Source organism: Acidimicrobiales bacterium (genome assembly GCA_034521975.1).
In the GTDB taxonomy this organism is placed as follows: Bacteria; Actinomycetota; Acidimicrobiia; order Acidimicrobiales; family SKKL01; genus SKKL01.
The window spans coordinates 76,402-100,178 of the sequence record JAXHLR010000006.1 but is presented as its reverse complement, the minus strand read 5'-3'; the positions used below and the strand labels follow the sequence as shown (position 1 = coordinate 100,178).

The 23,777-nt window shown below is 70.1% G+C and carries 25 protein-coding genes and 1 pseudogene; 8 read left to right on the top strand and 18 right to left on the bottom strand.

Annotated features, from left to right (window positions below; translation table 11 throughout):
* Positions 1-5 precede the first annotated feature (5 nt).
* The 9 genes from U5K29_09775 to U5K29_09735 all read right to left on the bottom strand — a co-directional run bounded on the left by U5K29_09775 (position 6) and on the right by U5K29_09735 (position 6,739).
* Positions 6-242, bottom strand: coding sequence for a hypothetical protein (locus tag U5K29_09775; GenBank protein MDZ7678829.1), 237 nt, complete (start codon positions 240-242; stop codon positions 6-8).
* A gap of 17 nt (positions 243-259) precedes the next feature.
* Complete coding sequence (locus U5K29_09770) at positions 260-814, bottom strand: hypothetical protein (protein ID MDZ7678828.1); 555 nt, start codon at positions 812-814, stop codon at positions 260-262.
* Positions 811-1,563 (bottom strand): DUF2786 domain-containing protein, encoded by a 753-nt coding sequence (locus U5K29_09765; GenBank protein MDZ7678827.1) that lies wholly within the window; start codon positions 1,561-1,563, stop codon positions 811-813. The genes U5K29_09770 and U5K29_09765 overlap by 4 nt, the downstream gene beginning before the upstream one ends.
* Positions 1,564-1,661: 98 nt before the next feature.
* A complete protein-coding gene (locus U5K29_09760) occupies positions 1,662-2,441 on the bottom strand; it encodes a YceI family protein (GenBank protein MDZ7678826.1) in 780 nt (259 codons plus the stop codon).
* Positions 2,442-2,520: 79 nt separating this feature from the next.
* Entirely contained in the window at positions 2,521-2,877 is a 357-nt protein-coding gene (gene panD / locus U5K29_09755; GenBank protein MDZ7678825.1) for an aspartate 1-decarboxylase, read from the bottom strand.
* A 199-nt stretch (positions 2,878-3,076) separates the two neighbouring features.
* The gene (locus U5K29_09750; GenBank protein MDZ7678824.1) at positions 3,077-4,831 is read right to left on the bottom strand and encodes an ABC transporter substrate-binding protein; all 1,755 of its coding nucleotides are present in this window, start codon (positions 4,829-4,831) and stop codon (positions 3,077-3,079) included.
* 157 nt (positions 4,832-4,988) lie between these two features.
* The gene (locus U5K29_09745) at positions 4,989-5,435 is read right to left on the bottom strand and encodes a universal stress protein (protein MDZ7678823.1); all 447 of its coding nucleotides are present in this window, start codon (positions 5,433-5,435) and stop codon (positions 4,989-4,991) included.
* A 1-nt stretch (position 5,436) separates the two neighbouring features.
* Entirely contained in the window at positions 5,437-6,114 is a 678-nt protein-coding gene (locus U5K29_09740; protein ID MDZ7678822.1) for a TlpA disulfide reductase family protein, read from the bottom strand.
* 34 nt (positions 6,115-6,148) lie between these two features.
* On the bottom strand, positions 6,149-6,739 hold the full coding sequence (locus U5K29_09735) for a disulfide bond formation protein B (protein MDZ7678821.1): 591 nt from the start codon (positions 6,737-6,739) through the stop codon (positions 6,149-6,151).
* Between the two features lie 85 nt (positions 6,740-6,824).
* Here U5K29_09735 and U5K29_09730 point away from each other — a divergent pair, with 85 nt between their 5' ends.
* On the top strand, positions 6,825-8,252 hold the full coding sequence (locus U5K29_09730) for a PAS domain-containing sensor histidine kinase (GenBank protein MDZ7678820.1): 1,428 nt from the start codon (positions 6,825-6,827) through the stop codon (positions 8,250-8,252).
* A 4-nt stretch (positions 8,253-8,256) separates the two neighbouring features.
* Entirely contained in the window at positions 8,257-8,919 is a 663-nt protein-coding gene (locus U5K29_09725) for a response regulator transcription factor (protein ID MDZ7678819.1), read from the top strand.
* A 27-nt stretch (positions 8,920-8,946) separates the two neighbouring features.
* Here the strand turns inward: U5K29_09725 and U5K29_09720 are convergent, their stop codons facing one another.
* Positions 8,947-9,477 carry a universal stress protein gene (locus U5K29_09720; GenBank protein ID MDZ7678818.1) on the bottom strand — a complete coding sequence of 177 codons (531 nt, stop codon included), beginning with the start codon at positions 9,475-9,477 and terminating at the stop codon, positions 8,947-8,949.
* Between the two features lie 47 nt (positions 9,478-9,524).
* Between U5K29_09720 and U5K29_09715 the strand changes: the two genes are divergently transcribed.
* From U5K29_09715 to U5K29_09700, 4 genes are read left to right on the top strand one after another with little or no spacing between them, the layout of a single operon-like run.
* A complete protein-coding gene (locus U5K29_09715; protein ID MDZ7678817.1) occupies positions 9,525-10,382 on the top strand; it encodes a hypothetical protein in 858 nt (285 codons plus the stop codon).
* A complete protein-coding gene (locus U5K29_09710) occupies positions 10,372-10,848 on the top strand; it encodes a PaaI family thioesterase (GenBank protein ID MDZ7678816.1) in 477 nt (158 codons plus the stop codon). Before U5K29_09715 ends, U5K29_09710 begins: the two co-directional genes overlap by 11 nt.
* A 29-nt stretch (positions 10,849-10,877) precedes the next feature.
* The gene (locus U5K29_09705; GenBank protein ID MDZ7678815.1) at positions 10,878-11,291 is read left to right on the top strand and encodes a Zn-ribbon domain-containing OB-fold protein; all 414 of its coding nucleotides are present in this window, start codon (positions 10,878-10,880) and stop codon (positions 11,289-11,291) included.
* The gene (locus tag U5K29_09700) at positions 11,288-12,430 is read left to right on the top strand and encodes a hypothetical protein (protein ID MDZ7678814.1); all 1,143 of its coding nucleotides are present in this window, start codon (positions 11,288-11,290) and stop codon (positions 12,428-12,430) included. Before U5K29_09705 ends, U5K29_09700 begins: the two co-directional genes overlap by 4 nt.
* Positions 12,431-12,491: 61 nt before the next feature.
* Here the strand turns inward: U5K29_09700 and U5K29_09695 are convergent, their stop codons facing one another.
* The 7 genes and pseudogenes from U5K29_09695 to cofC form a co-directional block, all read right to left on the bottom strand.
* Positions 12,492-13,256, bottom strand: a complete 765-nt coding sequence (locus U5K29_09695) for a 3'-5' exonuclease (protein ID MDZ7678813.1) — start codon at positions 13,254-13,256, stop codon at positions 12,492-12,494.
* Positions 13,257-13,313: 57 nt separating this feature from the next.
* Positions 13,314-14,654, bottom strand: coding sequence for a PhoH family protein (locus tag U5K29_09690; protein ID MDZ7678812.1), 1,341 nt, complete (start codon positions 14,652-14,654; stop codon positions 13,314-13,316).
* 123 nt (positions 14,655-14,777) lie between these two features.
* Positions 14,778-14,960 carry a WS/DGAT domain-containing protein gene (locus U5K29_09685; protein ID MDZ7678811.1) on the bottom strand — a complete coding sequence of 61 codons (183 nt, stop codon included), beginning with the start codon at positions 14,958-14,960 and terminating at the stop codon, positions 14,778-14,780.
* Positions 14,961-15,009: 49 nt separating this feature from the next.
* A pseudogene (locus U5K29_09680) lies at positions 15,010-16,233 on the bottom strand (wax ester/triacylglycerol synthase family O-acyltransferase).
* 70 nt (positions 16,234-16,303) lie between these two features.
* Positions 16,304-16,546 (bottom strand): hypothetical protein, encoded by a 243-nt coding sequence (locus tag U5K29_09675; protein ID MDZ7678810.1) that lies wholly within the window; start codon positions 16,544-16,546, stop codon positions 16,304-16,306.
* Between the two features lie 10 nt (positions 16,547-16,556).
* A complete protein-coding gene (locus U5K29_09670; protein ID MDZ7678809.1) occupies positions 16,557-17,285 on the bottom strand; it encodes a PIG-L deacetylase family protein in 729 nt (242 codons plus the stop codon).
* Complete coding sequence (gene cofC / locus U5K29_09665; protein ID MDZ7678808.1) at positions 17,282-17,869, bottom strand: 2-phospho-L-lactate guanylyltransferase; 588 nt, start codon at positions 17,867-17,869, stop codon at positions 17,282-17,284. The genes U5K29_09670 and cofC overlap by 4 nt, the downstream gene beginning before the upstream one ends.
* Positions 17,870-17,893: 24 nt before the next feature.
* Here cofC and U5K29_09660 point away from each other — a divergent pair, with 24 nt between their 5' ends.
* Positions 17,894-18,892 (top strand): NAD(P)H-dependent glycerol-3-phosphate dehydrogenase, encoded by a 999-nt coding sequence (locus tag U5K29_09660; protein ID MDZ7678807.1) that lies wholly within the window; start codon positions 17,894-17,896, stop codon positions 18,890-18,892.
* Between the two features lie 54 nt (positions 18,893-18,946).
* On the top strand, positions 18,947-21,046 hold the full coding sequence (locus tag U5K29_09655; protein ID MDZ7678806.1) for a hypothetical protein: 2,100 nt from the start codon (positions 18,947-18,949) through the stop codon (positions 21,044-21,046).
* On the opposite strand, the gene U5K29_09650 is transcribed toward U5K29_09655, so the two are convergent.
* Positions 21,047-23,767 (bottom strand): glycoside hydrolase family 38 C-terminal domain-containing protein, encoded by a 2,721-nt coding sequence (locus U5K29_09650; protein ID MDZ7678805.1) that lies wholly within the window; start codon positions 23,765-23,767, stop codon positions 21,047-21,049.
* Between the last annotated feature and the right edge of the window lie 10 nt (positions 23,768-23,777).

The following is a 23,777-nucleotide window of genomic DNA, read 5'->3' as shown; positions in this document are numbered from 1 at the left end:
GTGGATCAGATGGGTTTGCTGTAGCGCACACCCGTGATGGCGGTGAGGGGTCCCGCGACCACCAAGGCCTGGCTGCCGTAGATCTCGAAGGTGAACCCGAGCTGGCCGGAGTCGACCTGTGTCTCCCCGGCGCTGGTCCACGACAGCTCACCGATCTGAAGGCTCCCGTGCTTGATGCTGTACCAGTCTCCGCCGATCTTGACCTCGGACACGATCTCGGAGTCGATGACCACCTTGTCCATGGAGTCGAACCCTAGCGTCATCGGACCACGGGCTCGGGTATCACCGAGGGGGGCAGCGGAACCGCTCCCCGCAGCCGGCCGGGCGCTGCTGCGGTGAGCGAGGTGGCGAGCCCCGGGCCGCTGCTGTCCGGCTCGGGACCCGGCCACCGGCCGACATCCAACCCGTGGCGGCGCCAGGCCTGGTCCAGTTGCTGTCGTGCGCCTCCCCCGCCGAGAAGCTCGACGACCCGCAGCTCGACGGCACGGAAGGCGGGACCGTGACCAGGGTCGTCGATCTGCAGGGAAGAGACCAGGTGATGGCACAGCTCGTGGCCAAGGGTGAGCGCCGTACGGCCCCCGGGCGCGATGCGGATGGTTGCACCGTCGGCCGAGGACCGAGCAGCATCACGGCGGGCAGGGCGGAGCACGGGCGGCACGACACCGAGTGAGAGCCACCAGGGGTGCCGCGTGACCGCCTCGAACAAGGCGACCAGGTCGTCCCAGCCGATGCGGCGGTCGAGCGTGGTGCCACCGAAGGCGCTCGCCTCGGCGTCGTAGCAGCGCTGGCGATGCCGGTCGCTCGGCGGGGTCACGGGGTGAGGGTCCGACCGTGCCCGTCGACGCGACGGCCACCGAGGTCGGCGCGATCGCCGGCCGCTGCGCCCCGAGCCGCGGCGCCGAGGTGGACCGGGGCGGCCGGACCCAAGCGGCCGAGCCGACCGTAGCGGTCCGAAACCCAGGAATCGACCTCGTGGCGGCGATCGGCCAGCACCAGCGCCACCGATGGTCCGCCACTGTGCGCGGCGCGGTCTGCGTCGTCGACCGCCGAGGCCATCTGCTCGGCCAGCCGGTCGCCGACGCGGTTGGCGAAGCCGAGGAGGAACCCCCGCCTGAAGGTGACGCGGGCGTGGCCCGATGGGGTGGGCTCGGCGTCGGCGGCTCTGGTGGCCTGCACCAGCAGCGACGTGTAGAGCACCGCGACCCGGTCGACGTCGCCGGCATGGCCCACGAGGTGGCCGGTGCGGCCGTCGGGCCCCGAGGAGCTGAGCAGCCGGCAGCCGAAGGCGCCGGCGACCGCGCCGAGCAGGGCCAGGCGCGCCCGCACGTACTGGCCGCGACCGAGCTCGATGTCGAGCTCGATGATGCCCTGACCACGGTGCCTCCCGGCCCGCTCCAGCATGGCTTCGTCGACCCGGTAGCGGGCCATGAGCTCGGCGGCCTTGGTCGCGAACGTCTCGGCCTCGTCGGGGTAGGGCGTGCTCTCGGCCTGGTCGAGCAGGCCGCGGATCCGCCGAAGCACGGTGTCGGTGCTCGTGTCGGTGCTCGTGTCGGTGGTGGTCATGACTGGATGTCTCCGGTGGTGACGGCGCCCAGGAGCGATCGCTCGCCCGATGGCGTCAACACTAGGAGCGGGGTGAGACAGCCGGGGCGGACCGAGGCTCAGGCCGGCTCGAACACCAGCACGAACTCCAGCTCGCCTTCGTCGTCGGTGGTGACGCCGGTGCGGCTGGGGTTGGGGATGTCCCACTCCTCGAAGACGATCAGCACCGAACCGTCGACCTCGATCGTGGCGTCGGTCCGGCGAGCCCGCAGGTCGACCGGGATCGTGCGGGTCGTGCCCCGTAGCGTCAGCTCGACCGTGGCGGTGACCTCGACGACCTCGCCCTCTGCGGGGATCTCTCCCAGCTCGATCGGCTCGACGAGCTCGAGGGTTGCCGTGGGATGGGTGTCGACGTCCATGATGCGGCCACGGAACTGGTCGTCGCGGCGGCTGTCGTCGCTCTCGAGGGTCGCCATGTCGACCACGAAGGTGGCCTCGGTGACCGCCGTGTCGTCGATGGTCAGGTGACCGTCGACCTCGCTGGTCCGTCCGACCCCCTCGGTCGCCTGACCGAAGAGCACCTCCTCGACCCGGTACCCGACGACCGACTCGCCGCCGAGCTCCCATCGGCCCTCCACCGCGTCATCGCCGTCCGAGCCGCCCGGAACAGGATCGCCGCCGCTGGTGGCCTCCGTCGACGGGGGAGACGTGGCATCGTCGACGGTCGACCCTGCGGTGGCGTCGTCGGGAGACCCGTCGTCCTCCGGAGACTCGCCGGCGTCGAAGGCGAGCCGTTCGGGCGGGTCGTCGCGGATCACGTTGATGTAGACCCAGGTGCCCCCCACGATCAGCACCGCGACCGCGGCGATCGCGCCCACCGCCCACTTCAGCTTGCCCACCGTGGCCTCCTCACGACGACGAGGATCCAGTGTGGCCGAGCGGGAGCGGCCCGCGCGGTCGGGGCGGGCAGACGAGGGCTCAGGCCAGGATCGGCTGGTGCCGGCGGTTGAACTCGTCGACGTGCACCACCCGCGGCTCGAAGTCCTCGAGCTCGTGGTCGTCGTAGTCGGCGTAGCTCACCACGATCACCTTGTCGCCCGGTTGGACGAGGCGGGCAGCCGCCCCGTTGAGGCACATGTCGCCGGCTTCGCCGGGGATCACGTAGGTCTCGAACCGGGCTCCGTTGTCGATGTCGAGCACGTGCACCTGCTCGTTCTCGAGCAGATCGGCCGCGCTCATGAGATCACGGTCGATGGTGATGGAACCGACGTAGTTGAGGTTGGCGTCGGTGACCGTGGCGCGATGGATCTTCGACTTCATCATGCGGCGGCGCATCGAGTTCTCCTGTGGTGGTGGGCGCCACGTGTGCGGTCGCCCCCTTCTCGGGTTTCCCCAGTCTGCCACGCCGGACCGGCGACGGCACAACCCCGGCACCACAGAATTCGGCACCACACAGCACGGGACCCCGACCAGTCCGGCTGGTCGGGGTCCCGTGGACAGGAGCGGACCCGGCGGTGTCACCGGGGCCGGGCTGCTACTGCTCCATCCACACCTGGGAGAAGTGCATGTGACCCCCGGGCGTGCCGTTGCCCAGGTCGCCGTCGGGGAGGCGCCAGGTGGTGAACCCGTGGATGTCGTCACGCCAGCCGACCAAGGTCGGTGTGGCGATGCTCCAGGTCATGACCGAGTTCTCGTTGGCGATGCGGTTGATGGTCTCCGCGGCGGCGTAGCGGACCTCGAAGTCGAGGTTGGTGCGGAGGTCGACCAAAGCCTCGTCGATCTCGGGATGGCCGAAGTTGGTGAAGTTCAGCGGGTTGGTCTCGGGATCGGAGAAGAAGCTCTGCAGCTGGGTCAGCGGATCGCCGGCGCCGGCGCCCGCCCGCCAGCAGTTGATCATGTAGTCGCCGTTGATGCCGTTGCTCACGTGCTCTGCCTGTTCGACCTGACGGAGGTTGACGTTGACATAGCCACCACCGGCGATGTCGCCCCAGTCCTGCTGGTAGAGCTGGCCGATCTCGATGAGGCTCGGGTCGGGTAGGCAGGCGTACTCCAGGTCGACCGGTTCGCCCGGGGCCTTGCCGTCGGAGCGATCGGGGTCGTTCACGTAGTCGGTCATGAGCTCGGCGGCCAGCTCGAGGTCGGGGCCGTCGGCCGCGGGATAGGCCTCGGCCGCCACCTCGGAGTACCACGGGCTCTCGTCGTTGAAGAACTGGTTGGTCGGCGGCACCAGCCCGTCGTCGCCGAGCACGATCGCCACCGCCTCGCCGTCGCTCGCGGCCACCAGGGCCCTCCGGACCCGCAGGTCGTCGACCGGCGGGCGCTCGGTGTTGAAGATCGAGCTGCCCGACTGGTTGCCGTAGTACAGGTTGCCCCGGTAGTTGCGCTCGTCGGCCAGGCTGAGCACCTGCTTGGCGGTGCTGCCGCGGAGGGTGACCATGACCTGGACCGAGTCGGCCGCGAGGCTCTGATAGCGGCTGTCCTCGTCGGTGATGGGCCGGAACTCGATCTCGTCGAGGTAGGGGAGCTGGTTGCCGTCCTCGTCGGTGCGCCAGTAGTTCTCGTTCCGGGTCACGACGAGGCGGTCGTCGCGGGTCCACTCCTGGAACTCGAACGGGCCGGTGCCCACCGGGTTCTCGGCGAATTCGTCGGCTCCCATCTCCTCGTAGGCCTGGCGCGACACGGGCCATCCCAGCGAGTTGCGCAGCGAGTCCGCCAGCGCGGCGTTGGGTCCGCTCAGGCGGTAGACGACGGTCAGGTCGTCGATGGCTTCGACCTCCTCGATGCCGTTGTTGGCGATGGAGCCCGCGGTGTTGGATCCGGGCTGGTCGTGGAGGGTGTCGAAGTTCCACACCAGCGTCTCGGCGTCGAGCGGTGAGCCGTCGTGGAAGGTGATGTCGGGTCGCAGGGTGAGCGTCCACTCGGTGAGGTCGTCGTTGGGCTCCATGCTCTCGGCGAGGTAGGGCACCAGCTTGTCGTCCTCGTTGAGGATCATCAGGGGGTCATAGATGGTGTGGGCCACCGAGCTGCCGTTGGGCACCACGAAGTCGGCCTGGCCGGGCAGCCAGTTGTCGGTCTCGGCCTCGAGCGCCACCACGATGCGGCCGCCGTACTCGGGGCCGCTGCCGTCGTCGGATCCGTCGCCCTCGTCCTCGTCGTCACCGCCGATCAGACCCTGCGGTGGCAGGGTGGTGTCGGTGGCGGCATCGTCGCCGTTGCCGCCACCGCAGGCGGCGCTGATCAGGGTGAAGGCGACAAGGGTGGCCAGGACCTGCCACCAGCTGCGCCGCATGTGATTCATCGGACTCCCCCAGAAGACATCGTTGATCGTCGGGATTCGTGTTCGACCGCCTCTGTTGAGACGTTGGTCACGGACCTATCGGCACCTCGTCGTGAGAATGAACCCATCTGAGGACGACTGCGCGCTCAGCGCGGTCGGACAGGGACGTTCAGTCGTCGTCGCGGAAGGGGACGACGACGACCGGGCAGTGCGCGTGGCTGGCGCACTGGTGGCTCACCGAGCCGAGCAGGAGCCCCCGGAACCCGCCGTAGCCGCGGGAGCCGACGACGAGCAGATCGGCCTCGGCCGAGCGTTCGATGAGCACCGAGGCAGTGGGGCCTTCGACCACGACGGGGCGGATCTCGACCTCGGCCGCAGCGCCGGAGAGGTCTGCGGTCTCGGTGGCGATGGCGTCGTCGAGCGCGGCCGTGGCCGACTCGCCGAGCTCGGCGACGGGTGGCATCACGGCCATGCCCGTGTAGGCGTAGGTCGGTGTCTGCCAGGTCATGACCGCGTCGACGGTGGCGTTGCGCAGCGTCGCCTCTTCGATGGCCCAGTGCAGCGCTGCTCGGCTGCCGGGGGATCCGTCGACGCCGGCGATGATGGTGGCCGTCACCTCAGGCCCCCGTTCGTGCCTGGTCGATGAGCCGTTCGAGCTCTTCGATGCCGATGCGCCCGCTGCGCTGGGCGACGAGCTCGCCCTCGGCGTCGACGGCGACCCAGTAGGGATAGCCGGTGAGCCCGAACGCGTTCGCCGCGCTGCTGGCGGCGTCGTCGAGCAGCGTGGGGACCTCCCAGTCCTCGCGCTCGAACCAGTCCGACGGCGGGTAGTTGTCGCTGGTGGGGTTCACCGCCGTGCTCACGGCGACCACGTCCACGTCGTCGGGAGCGTTGTCGGCGTTGTACCACTCGCTGACCTCGGGCACCTCGGCCTGGCAGTGCGGGCACCAGTGGGTGAAGAAGCCGATGACCTTGGGGGCGCCGTCGTGTTCGATGGCCATGGGATCGCCGTCGAGAGACGTTCCGGACAGCTCGGGGGTCGAGACGCCGGCGGGGGCGGCTCCTTCGGGGTCGGCGGGTGGGACCGGATCGCCGGTGACGGTGACCTCTGCGGTCTGGTTGGCTCGGACCTCGCTGGCGGTCTCCTCGCCGGCGAGGGCCACGGCCATCACCCCGGCCAGGCCCACCACCAGCACGACTGCGGCGATGATCCAGATCTTCTTCGAGCCGTCGCCTGCGTTGGCGGCCTTGGCCACCGCAGAGGACCGGCTACGTGGAGCTCGGGTCGAAGGCATGGTGATGAGGTGATCCTCAGGTTGGGAACGGTGATCAGACCGCCGCCGGTCCGGAACTGGCGGCGGCAGCCTCGTCGAGAGGCTCGTCGAGCGGCCGGGGCCGCGCGATCGATAGTAGGGCGATGATGGCGAGGAAGCCCGTCAGGGCCATGAACGCCAAGGAGATGAAGCCGAACACCTCGAACCACCGCACGGTGCAGGGCACGTCGACCGCGCACACCCCCGACCCCTGATCGGGGAACAGCTCGAGCTGGTAGTGGTAGGTCGAGACGGCGGCACCGACCGCGGCCACCGGGAGTGCGTAGAACTTGATCAGATGGTCGTCACGGAACGCGGCGATGCCGAGGATGACCGCCAGCGGGTACATGGCGATCCGCTGGTACCAGCACAGCAGACACGGCGTGTAGTCCTGGACCTCGGAGTAGTAGAGGCTGCCGAGGGTCGAGATCGCGGCGATGGAGAAGGCCAGCCACAGCGCCACCGGTCGGAGGTCGTCGAGCAACACGGCCACCGAGCTGTCGGGTCGGCGACGAGCCGCGAGCACTCCGATGGGGATGGCCACGGCGAGGGCGAGGGCGGCCAGGCTCAGGAAGGCGAAGAACAGGTTTGCGGTCTCGACGTTCATGCGCCGCCATCGTGGCACGTGCAGCGCCTCGGCACCGCTCACCCCAGCTGTCGGCGAGGGGAGGTGTCGTGCCTACGATGCAGCCATGGAGTCCCAGGAGGTCGACCTCTCCGACCCGCTGGCGTCGGCGTTGTTCGACTCCTCGCCCGACGGCATCGTCATCGTCGACGAGTCCGGCACGATCGTGCTGGCCAACTCGGTCGCCCACGCCATGTTCGGCTACGAGCCCGGCACGCTCGTCGGCACCCTGGTGGAGGAGCTGGTGCCCACGCGCCATCGCGAGCGCCACGAGGCTGACCGCGACGCCTATCACGCCAGCCCTCATGCGCGTCCCATGGGGGTGGGGCTCGAGCTCAGCGCCCGCCGGGCCGACCGCAGCGAGTTCCCGGTGGAGATCAGCCTCAGCCCGTTGCAGAGCGCCGGCGGACTGCTGGTCGTCGCCGCGGTGCGCGACGTGACCGAGCGGCTCGCGTCGCAAGCTCATGCCCGACGCATCCAGCAGAGCCTCGATGCGATCAGCGACGGCGTGTTCATGTTCGGTCCCGACGACCTCCGGTTCACCTATGTCAATCAGGGGGCCATCGAGCAGGTCGGCTACACCCGCGCCGAGCTCGTGGAGATGGGTCCCATCGATCTCATGGTCGACTACGACGAGGAGGCGCTGCGGGCCATCCTCGCTCCACTTCTCGACCACCGGGTCGGTTCGCGGAGCCTCACGACCCGCCATCGTCGCCGCGACGGGCAGTGGGTCCCGGTCGAGGTGGTGGTGCAGTGCCCCGACCTGGGAAGGGGGCTCGAACCCACGGTCGTGGCGCTGGTCCGAGACATCAGCGAACGGCTCGAGTCCGAGCACCGTCTGCGGGAGGCGCACGAAGCGGTCCAGCTGCTCGAGGACCGTGAGCGCATCGCCCGCGAGCTCCACGACACCGTCATCCAGCGCCTGTTCGCCACCGGCATGTCGGCCCAGGCGCTGGCTGGTCGGGTTGGCGACCCCGATGCCGCCGACCGTCTCCGCGGCGTCGTCGACGACCTCGACACCACCATCCGCGACATCCGAACCGCCATCTTCGGGCTCCAGGGTGGTGCGTTCCGCAGCGGACTCCGGGCCCAGGTGCTGGAGGTGGTCCGTGAGGCGACCGCGGTGTTGGGGTTCGAACCGAGGGTTCACTTCGTCGGCCCGATCGATGCCACGGTCACCGGTGAGGTGGTCGAGCACCTCCTTCCGACCCTTCGAGAGGCGCTGGCAAACGTCGCCCGCCACGCCGAGGCAGCCCAGGTCGAGGTCACCGTGTCCGGGAGCGCCGAACGTCTCGTCCTCGAGGTCGCCGACGACGGGGTGGGGGTCCGCACTTCGGCGGAGGGAGCCCGTTCGGCCAACTCCGGTCACGGTCTGGTGAACATGGCCCAGCGTGCCGAACAGCTCGGCGGCACCTGCGAGCTGCGTCCCGGTGTCCAATCGGGCACCGTGCTGGTGTGGGATGTACCCGTGGCGGTCGGCGCTGAGCCAGACTGAGGGCATGGCCTCAACACGTGTGTTCCTGCTCGACGACCACGAGATCGTTCGCCGAGGGCTTCGTGAGCTGCTCGAGGCCTCGGGGCAGTTCGAGGTGGTGGGCGAGGCGGGAACGGCCGAGGAGGCACTGAGCCGGATCCCGGCCACGCGTCCGGAGGTCGCGGTGCTCGATGTCCGGCTTCCCGACGGCGACGGGGTGGAGGTGTGCAGGGAGGTGCGGTCGAAGCACCCCGAGATCGCCTGTCTCATGCTGACCTCCTACTCCGACGACGAAGCGCTGTTCGAGGCGATCATGGCCGGTGCTGCCGGGTACCTCCTCAAGCAGGTCAAGGGCAACGACCTCATCGAAGCGATCCAGTCGGTCGCCGCCGGTCAGTCGTTGCTCGATCCGACGCTCACCCAGAAGGTGCTCGAGCGAATCCGCACCGGCGTGGTCGAGGACGAGCGGACCGCCCAGCTCACCGAGCAGGAGCTGCGCATCTTCGAGCTGATCGGCGAGGGTCTCACCAACCGCCAGATCGCCGAGCAGGTGCACCTGGCCGAGAAGACGGTGAAGAACTACGTCTCGAACCTGTTGATGAAGCTGGGCATGGACCGTCGCACCGAGGCCGCGGCCTTCGCCGCACGTCTCGACGAGCGGCGGCACCGCCGCCCCGACTCGGGCTGAGTCGATCTTCGCCCAGCCGCCGCCCGATCAGTGGGTGACGAGCACCGGGACCGGGGAGTGCTGCACCAGGTGGTAGCTCGTCGAACCCAGCACCACACCCTCGGCTGAGCCGATGCCCCGAGTGCCCATGACCGCCATGCCCGCGCCGGTGCGCTCGATCAGCCGCAGCAGCACCAGCCCCGGGGGGCCGTCATCGAGCACCGTGCGGTAGGTGACGCCGGCCGCGCTCAACGGTGCACACCACGAGCTGCAGGCCTCTTCGATGCGGTCCCGGACCTGGTCGCTGGGTACCGACTCACCGTCGATGACGCTGAGGAGACCGACCGCGTGCGCCGCGACCACATCGGAACCGAAGGCGTTGGCGAGCATGGCTGCGTAGGCCGCGGCTCGATGGCTCATGTCCGAGCCGTCGAGGCCCACGAGGATGGTGTGGGGCGGGCTGGGGGGTGCATCGGGCATGTCGCGAGTCTTCCACGTGTGGCGCTGCTCGTCGCGGGCCCCGAGCTCGATGTCACACCGGCCTGCGATGATGGCCGCTGCGGCGCGCGACCTCCGCATGGCAGTCAGGTCGCCTCCCCGACCGAGCTCCACCCGGGAGGCCACCCGTGCCAACATCATCGACTCCGCTGCCAGAGGGCTCGTCCGCCCGCCGGTTGTTCAACCTGGCCGAGGTACTCGAGGCGGCGCACCACCGCTCACCCGACCCTCGAGCCTCGTTGGTGAAGGTTCGGGGGCTCGACACCGACGCCTTCGAGCTCGCCCTCGCGCCGATCGCCGATCGCGATGTCTACGACGCCCTGCTCGGTGCCACCGTGCCCGACGACTTCGACGCTGCCGGGTTCGTGGTCCGAGGCACCGCCCGCTCGCTCGGCGATCCCGACCGACGCCTCGCTCCCGGCGAACGCCTCGGGCGTGCGTCCACGGCGGTGTTGTGCAGCCGCGACGGGACCGTCGCCAGCGCCCTGCGGGTCAATGACGACGAGCCGCTGGTCCAGGTCGTGTCCGAGACCACCTCCCCCGAGGCCGGTGTCGGCCGGCTGCTCGACGTCCTGCGCCGGTCTCTGGGGCTGGCGACCCCGGCTCCCCTGGCTCCCGTGCACACCGTCTCCGACAACCTCTGGCTGCACCGGGTGTTGCAGGCGGCGGTCGGCACCGCCCACGTCGACCGCTCCACGGTCGATGCCCTGCGTCCGCGACTGCCCGCGACCTGGACCGATCTCCGGTGGCAGTGCGGCGACGGCTCGTGGCCCGAGCTCGAGGTCGATCCCGAGCTCGCCCGGTGGATGGACGAGGGCATGTTCGCACGGGTGTGCCTGGGAGCCTTCGCCGACCCGCTCGAGGTCACCGTCGAGCTGTCCGAGCTGTTGGCTCCCGATGTGTGGTCACACCTCGTCGCCCGTCTCGCTACGAGGCGGACCGATCCGCTGTCGGGCGCGGGTAACCTCGCCCCCCGTGTCCGCTGAGTCCACCGCCACCGCGCCCAACGCCCACCGGTTCGAACCACTGCCGCCCGAACGCCTGGCCGCGTGGGACAATTTCCTGGCCTGGCCCGACCAGACCCTCTTCCCGACCTGGATCGGGATCGAGCGCGAGGAGATCCGCACCGACTACTGCCGGTTGCGTCTGCGGTACCGGCCGGAGTTGAACCAACCTGCCGGAGTCATCCACGGCGGGGCGTTGGCCACCCTGGTCGACACGGTGGTGGTGCCCGCGGTGGCCGCCGTGTACGAGATCCGACCGGTGCAGCTCACCATCTCGATGAACCTCAACTATCTCTCGGCGATCCGTGAGCAGGACGCGGTGGCCGAGGGATGGGTCGAGCGGCGGGGGCGGTCGACGGTGTTCTGCCGAGCCGAGGTGCGAGCCGATGACGCCGAGTTGGCGGTCACCGGCTCGCTGGTGTACGCCATACGGTTCCCGAGCTCCTGACCCCCAGTTTCCGCTCCGAAGGATCAGTTGTGCCCCCCGATCGTCCACTGCCGCAACCGACCCCCGAGACCCAGCACTTCTGGGACGGAACCCGAGCCGGCGAGCTCCGCCTGCAGCGCTGCTCCGACTGCGAGCACGCCTACTTCCCGCCGCGGCCGTTCTGCCCCACGTGCTCGAGTCGGTCGGTCGAGGTGTTCGCCGCCAGCGGCCGAGCCACGCTCTACAGCTACGTGATCCACCAGCGCGACGCTCCGGGGTTCACCGCTCCCTACTCCATCGCCGTGGTCGAGCTCGCCGAGGGGCCTCGCATGATGACCAACATCGTCGGATGCGACCAGACCCCAGACGCCCTCGATCTCGACATGGAGCTCGAGGTCACGTTCGAATCCGTCAGCGACGAGATCTCCCTCCCGTTGTTTCGTCCCGTCGAGGTGTCGCCATGACTCCCAAGACCGTCGCGGTCGTCGGCGCCGCCGAGACCACAGAGATGGGCAGGATCCCCGGGCTGTCCCAGATCGGCCTTCATGCCGATGGCGCCCTCAACGCCATGGCCGACGCCGGGTTGACCGCCGTCGACATCGACGGAATCGCCACCGCCGGCGAGTCGCCGGCCGCGCTGGCCCAGTACCTCGGGATCGTGCCCACGTGGGTCGACGGCACCGCGGTGGGCGGATGCTCGTTCATGGTCCACGTCCGCCACGCGGCCGCCGCCATCGACGAAGGGCTGGCCTCCACGATCCTCATCACCCACGGCGAGAGCGGCCGGTCGCGGGTGGGGGTGGGCGGTGGGTCGATGGCGCGTGCCAGCCTCAACGGCCAGTTCGAGATGCCCTACGGGCCGATGGGACCCCCGACGCTGTTCACCATCCCCTGGCTCCGCTATGCCAAGACCTACGGGGCCAGCGAGATCGACCTGGCCAACGTGGCGGTCATCCAGCGCGAGTGGGCGGCACTCAACCCCCGGGCGTCCCAGCGCGAACCCGTCACCGTCGAGGACGTGCTCGGTTCCCGCATGATCGCCTGGCCCTTCACCAAGTTGTTGTGCTGTCTGGTGACCGACGGCGGTGGCGCGCTGATCCTCACCTCGGCCGATCGGGCCAAGGACTTCCCCCAGAAGCCGGTCTATGTCCTGGGTACCGGTGAGAGCGTCGAGACCCAGATGGTCTCGCAGATGGAGGACTTCACCACCTCGCGAGCGTTCCGGGTGGCCGGCTCGAGCGCGTTCGAGGAGGCCGGCATCACCCACGCCGACGTCGACCATCTAATGATCTATGACGCCTTCGCCCACCTGCCCATCTACGGGCTCGAGGACCTGGGCTTCGTCGGCCGGGGCGAGGCCCCCGCCTTCATCGCCGAGCGCAACACCGCCATCGGCGGTTCCCTGCCGCTCAACACCAACGGAGGCGGCCTGTCCTACATGCACTCGGGCATGTACGGCATGTACGCGCTCCAGGAATCGGTCCGCCAGCTGCGGGGGATCGCTCCGGCCCAGGTCGAGGGCGCCGAGATCTCGATCGCCCACGGGGCGGGGGGCATGTTCGCCGCCAGCGGCACCGTGGTGTTCTCCAACGTGGCACCCTGACCGACGCCGTGGCGCCGCCCCGTTGCGGTGCCACGGCGTCGGTCGCCGTCGCTGGGCCGGCTCAGCCGGCGTCGGCGATGGGTCCTGTCCGCGGTGGTTCGTCCTGTCGGGCCCCGCGCTCTCCGCCGACCTCGACGCGGGGCAACGCCGATGAGGCCTCACCGCCGGTCGCGGCCTGCATGGCCTCGAGGCGACGGGTGTGATCGACCGCAGGTGTCGGGCTGAGTGGATGGCGGTCGACGGCGCGACGCGCCGAGGCCCATCGTCGCTCGGTGAGGACCCGGGCCAGTCGGGCATCGCTGGACGCGTAGGCGTGCAACGCCTCCTGGCTCAGGCCGTGGATCTGTTCGCGGTCCACCTCGACCACGGGCAGGCCGACGAAGCGGGCGATCGACTTGAGCCCGCACGAGATCCGCAGCGCAGGGCCGACATCGCCGCGATAGACGCGGAACGCGTCGAGATGGGAGTGGTGGTGCCAGGCGGCCCGGTAGGCGCCCCTGTGCCCGGGAAGGTTGCGGCCCCGGACGATGATCGAGGGATCGTGCTCGAGGCGCAACCCCAGCGGCGTGTCGTGCATCGCCGCACGGTCGGCGATGAAGGGGAGGTCGAACGCAGCCCCGTTCCAGGTGGCGATCACCCCCGGAGTGAGGCTGGCGAGCCTGGCATCGAGCTCGGCGAGCAGGTCCGGTTCGGCACCGGTGAACAACTCGTCGACCTCGTCGGAGGACACGGCGACGGTGAGGATGCGGGCCACCGCCGGGTCGAGACCATCGACCGTGGTGTCGGTCTCGATGTCCAGCCCGTAGATCGGCGTACGTCGCGTCATCTCACCCACGACGCTAGGGACCCCATGTGGCCAGGTGGGTGATGGTCGTGGCCGATGTCACAGCCGCAGAGCCGCCAGGTTGGCCACCTCACTGCGCTCGCAGTGGGTGAGGCGGACATGGCCGAACACCTCTTCGCCCCCGAACGCGTCGATCAGCACCGCTACCGCGTTGTTGTGCTCGGAGAGATACGGGGCGTCGATCTGGCTGGTGTCGCCGGTGAACACCACCTTGGTGCCCTCGCTGACCCGGGTGAGGATGGTCTTGAGCGTCGGGGGTTCGAGGTTCTGGGCTTCGTCGACGACCACGTAGGTGCCCTGCAGCGACCGGCCGCGCAGATAGGTCACCGCCTCGAGCGAGAGCTTGTCGCGGTCGGTCATCTCCTCGAGCAGGTTGCGGGCATCGGCGTGGCTGCGGCGTTCGGTGAGCGCGACCAGCGCGTCGGTGACGGCGGTCATCCACGGGTCGAGCTTCTCCTCCAGGCCCCCGGGCAGGAAGCCGAGCTCGGCGCGGCCCACCGGCACCACCGGGCGGTAGACCGCCACCTTGTCATAGCGCGACCGCTCCATCACCTGTTCGAGGCCGGCGGCCAGCGCGAGCAGCGTCTTTCCCGTGCCCGCCATGCCGTCGAGGGCGACGATGCGAACGGCAGGGTCGAGGAGCAGGTCGAGGGCGAACTGCTGCTCCTTGGAGCGGGGGCGAAGCCCCCAGGCCTCGACCGGACGGGACAAGGCGACGATCTGGTCCTCGCGGCGACGCACCAACGCGGACTGGCTGCCCGAACGCAGGACACCGAACTGGTTGGGCAACAGGTCGACCGCGAGCTGTCCCCCCATCGCGAGGTCGGTCGTGGCGACGCCGTCGGGCGCAGCGAACACCTGGTTGATGGTCTCGGGGCTGACTTCGAGGGTGGTCCAGCCGTGGGGGCGGTCCCGCTCGGGCCGGCCCCTCAGCCGTTGATGCTCGCTGGCGTCGAGGCCGAGCTGTGCGGCCTTGATCCGCAGGGCGGCATCGTTGGAGATCACCCGCACCGGGTGGTGCTCGGCCTGTCCGAGCGCCGCGGCCAGGATGCGGTTGTCGGCCTTGGCGGCGTCGAGGCCCTGATCGGAGATGCGGTCGAGGTGCAACCCGTTGGTCTCGATCCGGATCGTGCCCCCACCAGGGACGGTCACCGGGTGGCGTATGTCGCCGGCGTTTCCGACCCGCAGGTCCTCGATGGTGCGGATCACGGCTCTGGCGGCGCGGCCGACGTCATCGAGGCGGGTCTTGTGCTGGTCGAGCTCCTCGATGACCACCAGCGGGATCACCGCGTCGGCGTCGGGGAACGAGAAGAGGCACTCGGGATCGGCGATGAGCGCCGAGGTGTCGAGCACCACGCAGGTCCGTACCGGGTTGGTCACCTCCTCCGCGTCCGAGTCCGACGAGCGAGGGAGGAGATCAGTCACAGCACACTCCAGAGGTGAAACCGGCGTTCCACCATCAAAGCGCATCCGAGGTGCCAGGACGCGGATGGCGCCGACAGGTCAGCTCTGGCTGTGCTCTGGTTGGGTGTCGAGGTTGATGGTGTCGGGCTCGGGCTCGGGTTCGGGCACCAGCGCGAGCAGTTCATCGAGGCTGGTCCGGAGCCCGTCGGCGATGATCCACACGTCGTCGACCAGCTCGGGACAGGCGACCACCCCGAAGTCGAGGTTGTCGAGGTAGCTCATGACGGTGATGTTGAGCCCACCGCCGTCGTAGATGGGACCCATGGGGATAGTTGTGCACCATCCGGGCACCCGCCAGATAGAGCGGGAACGGGGGTCCCGGCACGTTGGAGATGGTCAGGTTGAAGATGGGACGGTGACGGTCGGCCATCCTGGTGCGGGAGTACAGACGGGCGGCCCGAGCGAACACCGCCGGGGCGGCGAACTCGGCCCAGTCCTGCAGGGTGGTCGCCCCAATGACCTCCTGTTGGGACTTGACCTCGCGGGTGCCCGCCGCGATGGCTCGCAGGCGCTCGGCGGGATCGTCGAGGTCGGTCGCGAGCGAGGCGAGGGCCGAGGTGACCTGGTTTCCCATCTCGCCGTTCTGTTCAGGAGTGCGGACCGAGATGGGCACCATGGCGACCAGCGGCGCGTCGGGTTCCTCGTCCTGCTCGAGCAGGTAGTGGCGCAGGGCCCCCGAACACAACACGAGGATGACGTCGTTGAGCGTGGTGCCGAACGCGCGCTTGACCTGCTTGGCCTCGCTGAGCGACAAGGTCACCGGAGCGAAGCTGCGGTTTCGGGTGAGGGCTCGGTTGAACGAGGTGCGAGGCGCCGCGAAGGGGGCGGGCGGAGGGTGGGCCTCGGGTCGCCGGTTGCGTCGACGGACGTCGAGCCCCGCGTTGAGCGATCGCTGGAGCGACTTGGCGACCCTCGCCGGTTGACGCACCAGTGAGTTGGTGGCGTACCCCAGCAGCTCGACCTCGTTGGGGATGTGGTCGGGGACCCACTCGGTCTCGGGGTCGTGGATCGCGATCTCCGGAGTGAGGTCAAGGGTCGCGACGGTGAGCTCGGTACCCGACTCGCCGTCGATGGTGGCGTGGTGCAGCTTCGACAGCACGGCGACGTGTCCGTGCTCGAGTCCGTCGATGATCCACATCTCCCACAGTGGCCGCGACCGGTCGAGCTGGATGGTGACGAGGTGCGCCGCCAGCTCGGCGAGTTCGCGAGGCCCGCCCGGCGCGGGGGCGGCCACCTGGTGCATGTGCTGATCGATGTCGAAGTCGGGGTCCTCGATCCACAGCGGATGGTGCAGGCCGAGGGGCACCTCGACGATCCGTTGCCGGAACGGTGGAGCGAGGTGGAGTCGAGACTTGTACACCTCCTTCACCTTCTCGAACGACCATCCTCCGGGCGCCTCCGAAGGGTCGTACACCGCGAGTCCGCACACGTGCATGTGACAGGTGGGCGTCTCGAGGTAGAGAAACGTCGCGTCCAGCCCGCTGAGTCGTTTCATGAACCGTAGGTTCACAGGTGATGCCCGGCTCGGCAAGGGGCCGGAGGTCACATCTCTGGCACTGGAGGGATCAGGGCTCGTCGACCCGCAGCGACGGTGAGCCACCGGTGACGGTGAGGGTGGCCGGCATGCCGATGAGGTCGATGCTGGTCCCCGCCAGACCCCTGGCCGTGAGCTCGACGACCTCACCCTTGTGCTCACCGGCCAGGATCGTGACCGACAGGTGCATCCGGTCGGCGCTGTCGGCATCGTCGTCGGCATCGACGACGAAGGCGTCGTAGGTGCCGTCGGGCAGCGCGGGCGTGTCGCTCACCGGTGCACCCTCACAGCGGGGCGATCCGCTTGAACCGCTCGGCGTGGGCGACGCCGATCGACTTGCCGACGGTCGCCAGCTCGTCGGTGATCCGGTCGCGGAAGGCCTGGCGTTGGGTGCCGTCGTCGTCGGGCTCGATGTACATCGTCGTGCGGAACTGGCTCTGGTGGCACTCCAGGGCCGCGAGCTTCGCTCCGGCGAAGCCGGTGACATCCTCGTGGTGGTCGGGTTGGTCGGCCTCGAACAGCAGCAGCGCGTCGGGCCGGTGGTGGCCGAGGCCCTGGTCGGCGAAGAAGTGGGGGTCGCGTGCAGCGACCACCGCGTCGATGGTGAGGAACCCGGCGGCGCGGTGGTCGGGGTGGAGGCGGTAGCGCTTCCAGGGGTCGTGGCCGAGCACCACGTCGGGCTGCAGCCGGCGGATCCACGCGGCGACCTCGGCCTGCAACGGCCGGGTGTTGTCGAGCTCGCCGTCGACCCGGCCGAGGAACACCACCTCGCCGGTACCACCGAGGCTCGCCGCGGCCGCCCGCTGCTCGCGCTGGCGGAGCGCGACGAGCGCGTCGAGATCGTCGTCGGGATCCCACGAGCCCTTCGAGCCGTCGGTGCAGATCAGATGCGAGACCTCGCATCCGGCCGCGGCCCACTTGGCGAGTGTCGCGCCGCACTGGAACTCGACGTCGTCGGGGTGGGCGCCGATGGCCAGGGCGCGTCGCGGTGTGCCGGTGTCGTCGGTGGTCACGGGGTGGCCTTCGGGGCGATGAGGTCGGCTGGCAGGTCGAGGTCTGCGGGATGGTCGATGTCCCATCCGAGCCGTCGTTCGCGGACCACTCGAACCGCGATGGCGAGCTGTTCGGCCTCGACGAGATGACGGCGGAACGAACCGGCGCCGTACTGGAACTCGAAGCCCGCGGTCGCGGGGACGCAGATGACGTTGGTGCCGTCGTCGCGGCGGTCGGGGACGATGGTGATGCCGTCGAACTCGGCCACCCATCCCAGGTGCTCGGCGAGGGGGAGGTCGCCGTGGGCGACGATCACCCGGTCGTATCCACGTTGGGCGAAACGCTCCACCCCGTCGGCAACCGCCGCGTTGAGCCCACGCTCGGGCCGCCAGAACACCTCGGCACCGTGGATCCGGGCCCAGTCGGCGACACCAGGGTCGTCACACACCACTGCGACCGGCAGCGGCGCCGCCGCGGCCAACACCACCCCCGCCATCTCTCTGGCGAGAGTGGCCCTGCTCTGGGGGTCGAGTGCGGGGGCGAGCCGGACCTTGGCTTCGGCGAAGGCCTTCACCGGTACGAGCACTCCACACCGCGCGGACATGGCAGCCGAGCGTACAGTCGTGGCATGGGGATCCGTGTCGCCGTCGTCGGCGCAGGCTCTTGGGGGACCACCGTTGCGCACCTCGCGGCGTCCAACGCGGCCACGGTGCTGTGGGCGCGGACCGCCGCGGTGGCCGACGAGATCAACCAGGAGCACACCAACCGCCGCTACCTGCCCGGGTTCGATCTGCACCCCGAGCTCCGGGCGACCTCCTCGATGTCGGAGGCGATCAGCGGCGCGGACGTGCTGGTGATGGGAGTGCCCTCCCACGGCTTTCGCGACACCATCGAGGCGGTGGCCGAGCACCTCCGTCCCTGGGTGCCGGTGTTGAGCCTCACCAAGGGACTGGAACAGCGCAGCCGACTACGGATGACCCAGGTGGTGGGAGAGGTGTTGCCCGGACACCCGGTCGGTGTGCTCACGGGTCCGAACCTGGCCAAGGAGATCCTGGCCGGTCACGCCGCGGCGTCGGTGATCGCCATGTCGGATCTCACGGTGGCGGCCGAGCTCCAACAGCTCTTCGCGGGCGAGCGGTTTCGCGTCTACACAAACCCCGATGTCATCGGCTCCGAGATCGGCGGCGCCCTCAAGAACGTCATCGCCATCGCCTCGGGGATGGCCGATGGGCTCGGCGCGGGTGACAACACGAGGGCCGCGGTGATCACCCGGGGCCTGGCCGAGCTGACCCGACTGGGGCTGGCCATGGGTGGTGATCCCATGACCTTCGCGGGTCTGGCCGGCATGGGTGACCTGATCGCCACCTGCATCAGTCCCCAGTCCCGCAACCGCTACGTCGGCGAGCAGCTCGGCGCAGGGCGCAAGATCGATGACGTCATCGCTGACATGGACATGGTGGCCGAAGGGGTCAAGGCGGCGCCGGTGGCGGTCGAGCTGGCCGAGGAGCACCAGGTGGAGATGCCGATCGCGCGCCAGGTCGCCGCCGTGTGCGCGGGCCGGTGCACCGCGGTCGACGCGTACCGTCACCTCCTGTCTCGCGACCAGCGCCCCGAGCTCTATCGCTGACCGGCTTTGGCTCGGCCGGGACTCCTCGTCCCGGCAGGTAGCATCGCCGGTCCGATGTCGCGAACCGCACCACCCGATCCCGCCCGCACCAGGGTGCTCGCCGAGCGGTGGGGCAGCTGGGTGCTGCCCCACTGGTTGGAGCGCCAGGCCGACCCGGCCAGCCCCGCCTTCGAGCCGGCCCCAGCGGCAGGGGGCGTGGTGAACACCACCTGTCGAGACCGTGCACCGGTCGGTGTGCTCGACGGGACCGTCATCGCCACGGTCGATCCCCGGGGCCTGGTCACCCCGGGCGAGCAGGGCTGGTCGCTCGACTGGTGGGTGGGCGCCGACGACCGCTGGCACCTACCGTCACGTGAGCCCGCGGTGCGACAGGGGTTGATCGGTGATGCGCCCGTGGTCGAGACGGCCATGCGCATCCCCGGTGGCGATCTCATCCAGCGGGTCTGGGCGTTCCGCGACTCCAGCGCCGGCGATGCGCTGGCGGTCGAGCTCGAGAACGCGAGCCGTCTGCCGGTGGCCCTCGCCCTCGCCGTCCGGCCCTACGGACCCGACGGCGCGGGCCGGATCGATCGCATCGAGGTCACCGACGCCGGGCTGGACATCGACGGCCGGAAGGTCCTGTGGCTCCCGAAGCCTGCGGCTCGCACGGCATGGTCGTCGCTCGCCGACGGCGATGCCGCCGACACCGTCCTTGCCGGGGAGGCCGTCGGCGCGAGCCACGGCACGGTCGAGTGCACGGCTGGGTTCGCCACCGCCGCGCTGATCTATCCGCTCGCCCACACCGCCACCCTGCGGGTGCTCATCCCCCTCGCTCCCGGTGACCACGACCAGCGACCCGAAGCGGTGCCGCCACCCGATGCCGTGGCTCGCGGGTGGGCAACGCATCTGGGCCAGCACACCCGCGTCGAGGTGCCGGACCCCGAGTGGAGCGCGTCACTGTCGGCGGCGACGGCACAGCTGTCACTCTCGGCGGCAGGACGAGCCCTGACCGGCAGCGAACCCACCACCGAGACGGCGGCGCTCGTCGGCGCGCTCGATCGACTCGGACTCCACGACCAGACGCGGCGCGTCGTGGCCACCTTGCCGCACGGCCAGCGGGGCGGCGGACGCCTCGGTGGTGCCGATCCCTCCTCCGATGCCACCAGCGCGGCCCTGTCCGCCGCCGGGCGACACTGGCGGATCGGGCGCGACGATGTCCTCATGGCCGAGATGGCCGGACCGCTCGCGGCGGGCGGCCACCACCACGCGCGGCGTGGTGGACTCTTGCGCCGGGGCCGGAGTGCGCCCGCGCCGCTGGTCGATCTGGGCTGGCGCCTACGGGGGATCGTCGACGCCGGCTCGGCGGTGCGTGCCAGCCAGCCCGACGCGGCCGAGGCGCTCGACGCGCTGGCCTCGACGGCTCGGGCCGAGCTCGACGCGGTGGTCGACACCACCGCGCGGGTGGATGCCGAGCTGGTGGACGTCCTCGCGCTCGTCGCGCCGCTCGGGGTGCTCGATGCGTCGCACCCGCTGGTCGGTTCGGTGCTGGACTGGGTGCGCGACCGTGCGATCCACGACGGAGGTGTCGCCCGGTTGACCGGTGCGACCGGCCTCTCGCCCGAACTGACCGCACTCGTGGGCCGCGCCGAGCTGCGTCGTGGCGAGGTGTCGGCGCTCGATCGCATCGACTGGTTCGTGCGCACCGGTGGCCCGACGCGCTCGTGGTCGCAGCGACTGCATCCGCGGCTGGGCACCGGCTGCGGAGGCGACGGGTGCTCGGCCGCGGCGGCCGCGTCACTGGTCGATCTGGTGCTCGACCTGCTCGTCCACGAAACCGCCGATGGAGCCGGTCTGGTGCTGTGCGCGGTGTGGCCCGAGTCCTGGCTCGGCGCCCCGGTCGAGGTGCACGGGCTCCGCACCGCGCTCGGGACCGTGTCCTTTGCCATCCGTTGGCACGGCGAACGCCCCGCACTCCTGTGGGAGCTCGAACCCCACCCGGGTGTGGACGCGGTGGAACTCACCATCCCGGGGCTCGACCCGTCGTGGAGCTCGAGCGAGCGTCGGGGCGAGGCGTTGCTCGCAGCCCCCGTTCACCTCGTGGATGGCGACGGCGACGGTGAACCCGCCCCGCCCCAAGCCGGGACCGGGCCCACCGAGGGTGAGTCCTTCGCCTGATCAGTGCCTGTCGAGTGACAGGGTGGCGATGCGCCAGGGTGGTAGTCGGAGGCGCTGGTCGAAGCGTTCGATCGCTCTCCCCGAAAGGTCGCACACCCACCCGGACCGGTGCGGTACCGCGACCTCGGTCGGTTCGGCTGACGGGTTGAACACGCGCACCTCGACCCGAGCGCCACGACCGAGCACCGCGGAAGCTTCGGCGCCTTGCACATCGACCAGCTGGTGGTGCAGCGGCGACGTGCCGCCGCCGTCGCCGCGGGTGACCAACAGCGGGAGGAACGCGTCGTCGACCATGGCGTAGGGATCGGGAGCCGCATCGCCGGGATGGGCGACCTGGACCGCCCACCGCATCTCCTGGCGGCCCGACATCTGAGCTCCGGGTGCTTCGAGCACGGGCCCAGCGGGCTGGGGTCGGTAGGCCATGGGCCCTCGGGACAGCCACCCGGTGCAGCGCAGCAAGGTGACGGCCAGGGTCCGGGCCGTCTCGCCCTCGATGTCGACCAGTTCGTACTCGGTCAGACCCTCGTGGGCGACGGTGATCCCGCCCGCCCGCACGAACCGCCGGGACGGGAAGGTGGCCAGCGCCGTCTCGGTCTCGCCGCCTTCGGCGACGAGGCCACGGGTGACGACCCCGAAGGCGCACTCGGCCTCGGAGCCCTCGGCCGGCTCGACCAGGGGGAGGTGCACCCGCAGCCGATGATCGCGGCAGCGGTTGTCGAGAGCGGTCGTGACCCGAACCAGCGACTCGCCTGCCCGTAGCTCGAGGGTGGTGGACACCTCGACCGGCACCGACCCGACCCGGACCCCGTCGACGACCTCCTCGGGCCAGGTGTAGTTGCAGGTGACCTGCACGCGACCACGGAGCGGTCCCGATTCGGTCACTGCGACCTGCACCGAGTCGGGCGTGTCGATGACCTGCTGGTGCGACGGGGGAGAGTGGTTGTAGGTGTCGCCCTCGTCCCCGTCGTCGACCAATCTCCCCAGTCCGCCGTGGCCGTTGACCGAGAAGGTGCCGTCGTCAGGATCGACCTCGACGGTGACCAGTCCATTGGCGAGCCCGAGGGCTGCCACCGCGGGATTCTGTGAAGAGTTTCCAACCTTGGCGGTGCTCAACTCTTCACGGTTGGGCCGAGCGGCCGGCAGTACCTGGACGGGGTCGACGTCGAGCAGACCTGGTGTCCAGGCCGTCCATCCCAGGCCGGGTACGTCGCCAACCCGGGCGAGCACCTTCCGGGTGGGTGGCCGCCGAAGCCACACCCGCACTGCGCCGTCGGGGGCGTGGTCGACCATCGACCGCAGCTCGGTGACGACCCACCCGAAGGTCGGCTGGCGACGGTGGGCAGGGTCGGCGTGGATGGTCACGTCGACCGAGGAATCGTCGCTGGTGTCGATCTCGACACCCTGGACACCGAGGTGGATGTGCAGTTCGCGCTCGACCACCGTGGGCGCGTCGCTGCGGGCGACGGTGTGGATCAACTCCCGCTCCGGGCGTTCGGACAGCAGCTGCAGGCTGTCGTCGGTACCGTTGCCCGGCAGTTCCAGCTCGATCAGGCCCCCGCGAGTGCGGCCCGAGGTGTTGGCGACGATCGTCGCCGGTTCGGCGAGGCTCGACGCCACCGCCTCCAAGGCCTGGCCGGCCACCGCCTCGGCGATGCGGTTCGCCTCCGCGTAGCGGACCAGCACCGCGTCGCACACCTCGTCGACCGAGCAGGCGCACACCGAGTCGTGGGCGGAGTCGAGCACCAGGTTGCGCCACGCCAGGCCGAGGAACGTGGAGGGCCACTCGTACCCCGCCACCGCGGCCATGGTGGCCAGCGGTTCGGCGAGACGCTCCACCGACCGCTCCGCCCTGGCGGTAGCCTGTCGGACGTCGGTGCGATTGGAGGCCACCCCCATCAACAGGTTCGCCCGCGAGCCGGATCGCAGCTCGCCGGTCCAGGTGGGGGCGCCATCGGCCGAGGTGAGGGCCAGGTGCTCGGGCAGCGACCCGACCACCAGTTCGTAGTCGTCCTGTTGGTCGTTGGCCTCGGCGACCAGACGCCCGAGGTGCGAGGCCGGGACCTGATGGTCGGTGCCGTTCATCCAGAGGATGGGGCCGTCGCCGACGAAGCGGGTCTGGGCGCGGTCGAACTCCCGGATGCGTTCGACGAGGTCCTTGGCGTCGTCGGGAAGACGGGCTCCGTTGCCATATCCCCTCGGCAGGTACTCGGCCTTCACCGTCGATCCGTCGGGAGCTCGCCACCAGAAGGGGCTCTGGTCGATCGCGGTCGGGACGCCGCGCCACACGACGGCGTCGGAGAAGCCGAACTGGGTGAGGATCTGGGGCATCTGGGCGATGTGGCCGAACATGTCGGGCAGGTAGCCGACCCGCATGGCGCCACCGAAGGTCGCGGCGCGGTCGAGGCCCATCTCGAGGTTGCGCACGATGGTCTCGCCCGACACGAGGAACTCGTCCATGAGGATGTACCAGGGCCCCACCCCCAGCCGACCCGAGGCGGCCAGTCGGCGCATGAGGGGTTCGGCTTCGGGACGGATCTCGAGGTAGTCGTCGACGACCGCCATCTGACCGTCGAGCATGAAGTGACCGGCCGAGGGGTCGGCGTCGAGGCGGGGGAGGAGCTCGTCGAGCAGCGCCACCAGATCGGCCCGGAACGACTGGAACGGGCGATACCACTCGCGGTCCCAGTGAGTGTGGGGCACGACTGTCACGCGACGGGTCATGGACCCAGCG

Excerpts from the sequence above, each read along its gene's own strand:
- U5K29_09775 (MDZ7678829.1), bottom strand. The coding sequence starts at position 242 with ATGGACAAGGTGGTCATCGACTCCGAGATCGTGTCCGAGGTCAAGATC.
- U5K29_09765 (MDZ7678827.1), bottom strand. The coding sequence starts at position 1,563 with ATGACCACCACCGACACGAGCACCGACACGAGCACCGACACCGTGCTT.
- panD (MDZ7678825.1), bottom strand. The coding sequence starts at position 2,877 with ATGCGCCGCCGCATGATGAAGTCGAAGATCCATCGCGCCACGGTCACC.
- U5K29_09750 (MDZ7678824.1), bottom strand. The coding sequence starts at position 4,831 with ATGCGGCGCAGCTGGTGGCAGGTCCTGGCCACCCTTGTCGCCTTCACC.
- U5K29_09740 (MDZ7678822.1), bottom strand. The coding sequence starts at position 6,114 with ATGCCTTCGACCCGAGCTCCACGTAGCCGGTCCTCTGCGGTGGCCAAG.
- U5K29_09735 (MDZ7678821.1), bottom strand. The coding sequence starts at position 6,739 with ATGAACGTCGAGACCGCAAACCTGTTCTTCGCCTTCCTGAGCCTGGCC.
- U5K29_09730 (MDZ7678820.1), top strand. The coding sequence starts at position 6,825 with ATGGAGTCCCAGGAGGTCGACCTCTCCGACCCGCTGGCGTCGGCGTTG.
- U5K29_09725 (MDZ7678819.1), top strand. The coding sequence starts at position 8,257 with ATGGCCTCAACACGTGTGTTCCTGCTCGACGACCACGAGATCGTTCGC.
- U5K29_09720 (MDZ7678818.1), bottom strand. The coding sequence starts at position 9,477 with ATGCGGAGGTCGCGCGCCGCAGCGGCCATCATCGCAGGCCGGTGTGAC.
- U5K29_09700 (MDZ7678814.1), top strand. The coding sequence starts at position 11,288 with ATGACTCCCAAGACCGTCGCGGTCGTCGGCGCCGCCGAGACCACAGAG.
- U5K29_09695 (MDZ7678813.1), bottom strand. The coding sequence starts at position 13,256 with ATGACGCGACGTACGCCGATCTACGGGCTGGACATCGAGACCGACACC.
- U5K29_09685 (MDZ7678811.1), bottom strand. The coding sequence starts at position 14,960 with ATGAGCTACCTCGACAACCTCGACTTCGGGGTGGTCGCCTGTCCCGAG.
- cofC (MDZ7678808.1), bottom strand. The coding sequence starts at position 17,869 with ATGTCCGCGCGGTGTGGAGTGCTCGTACCGGTGAAGGCCTTCGCCGAA.
- U5K29_09660 (MDZ7678807.1), top strand. The coding sequence starts at position 17,894 with ATGGGGATCCGTGTCGCCGTCGTCGGCGCAGGCTCTTGGGGGACCACC.
- U5K29_09655 (MDZ7678806.1), top strand. The coding sequence starts at position 18,947 with ATGTCGCGAACCGCACCACCCGATCCCGCCCGCACCAGGGTGCTCGCC.
- U5K29_09650 (MDZ7678805.1), bottom strand. The coding sequence starts at position 23,767 with ATGACCCGTCGCGTGACAGTCGTGCCCCACACTCACTGGGACCGCGAG.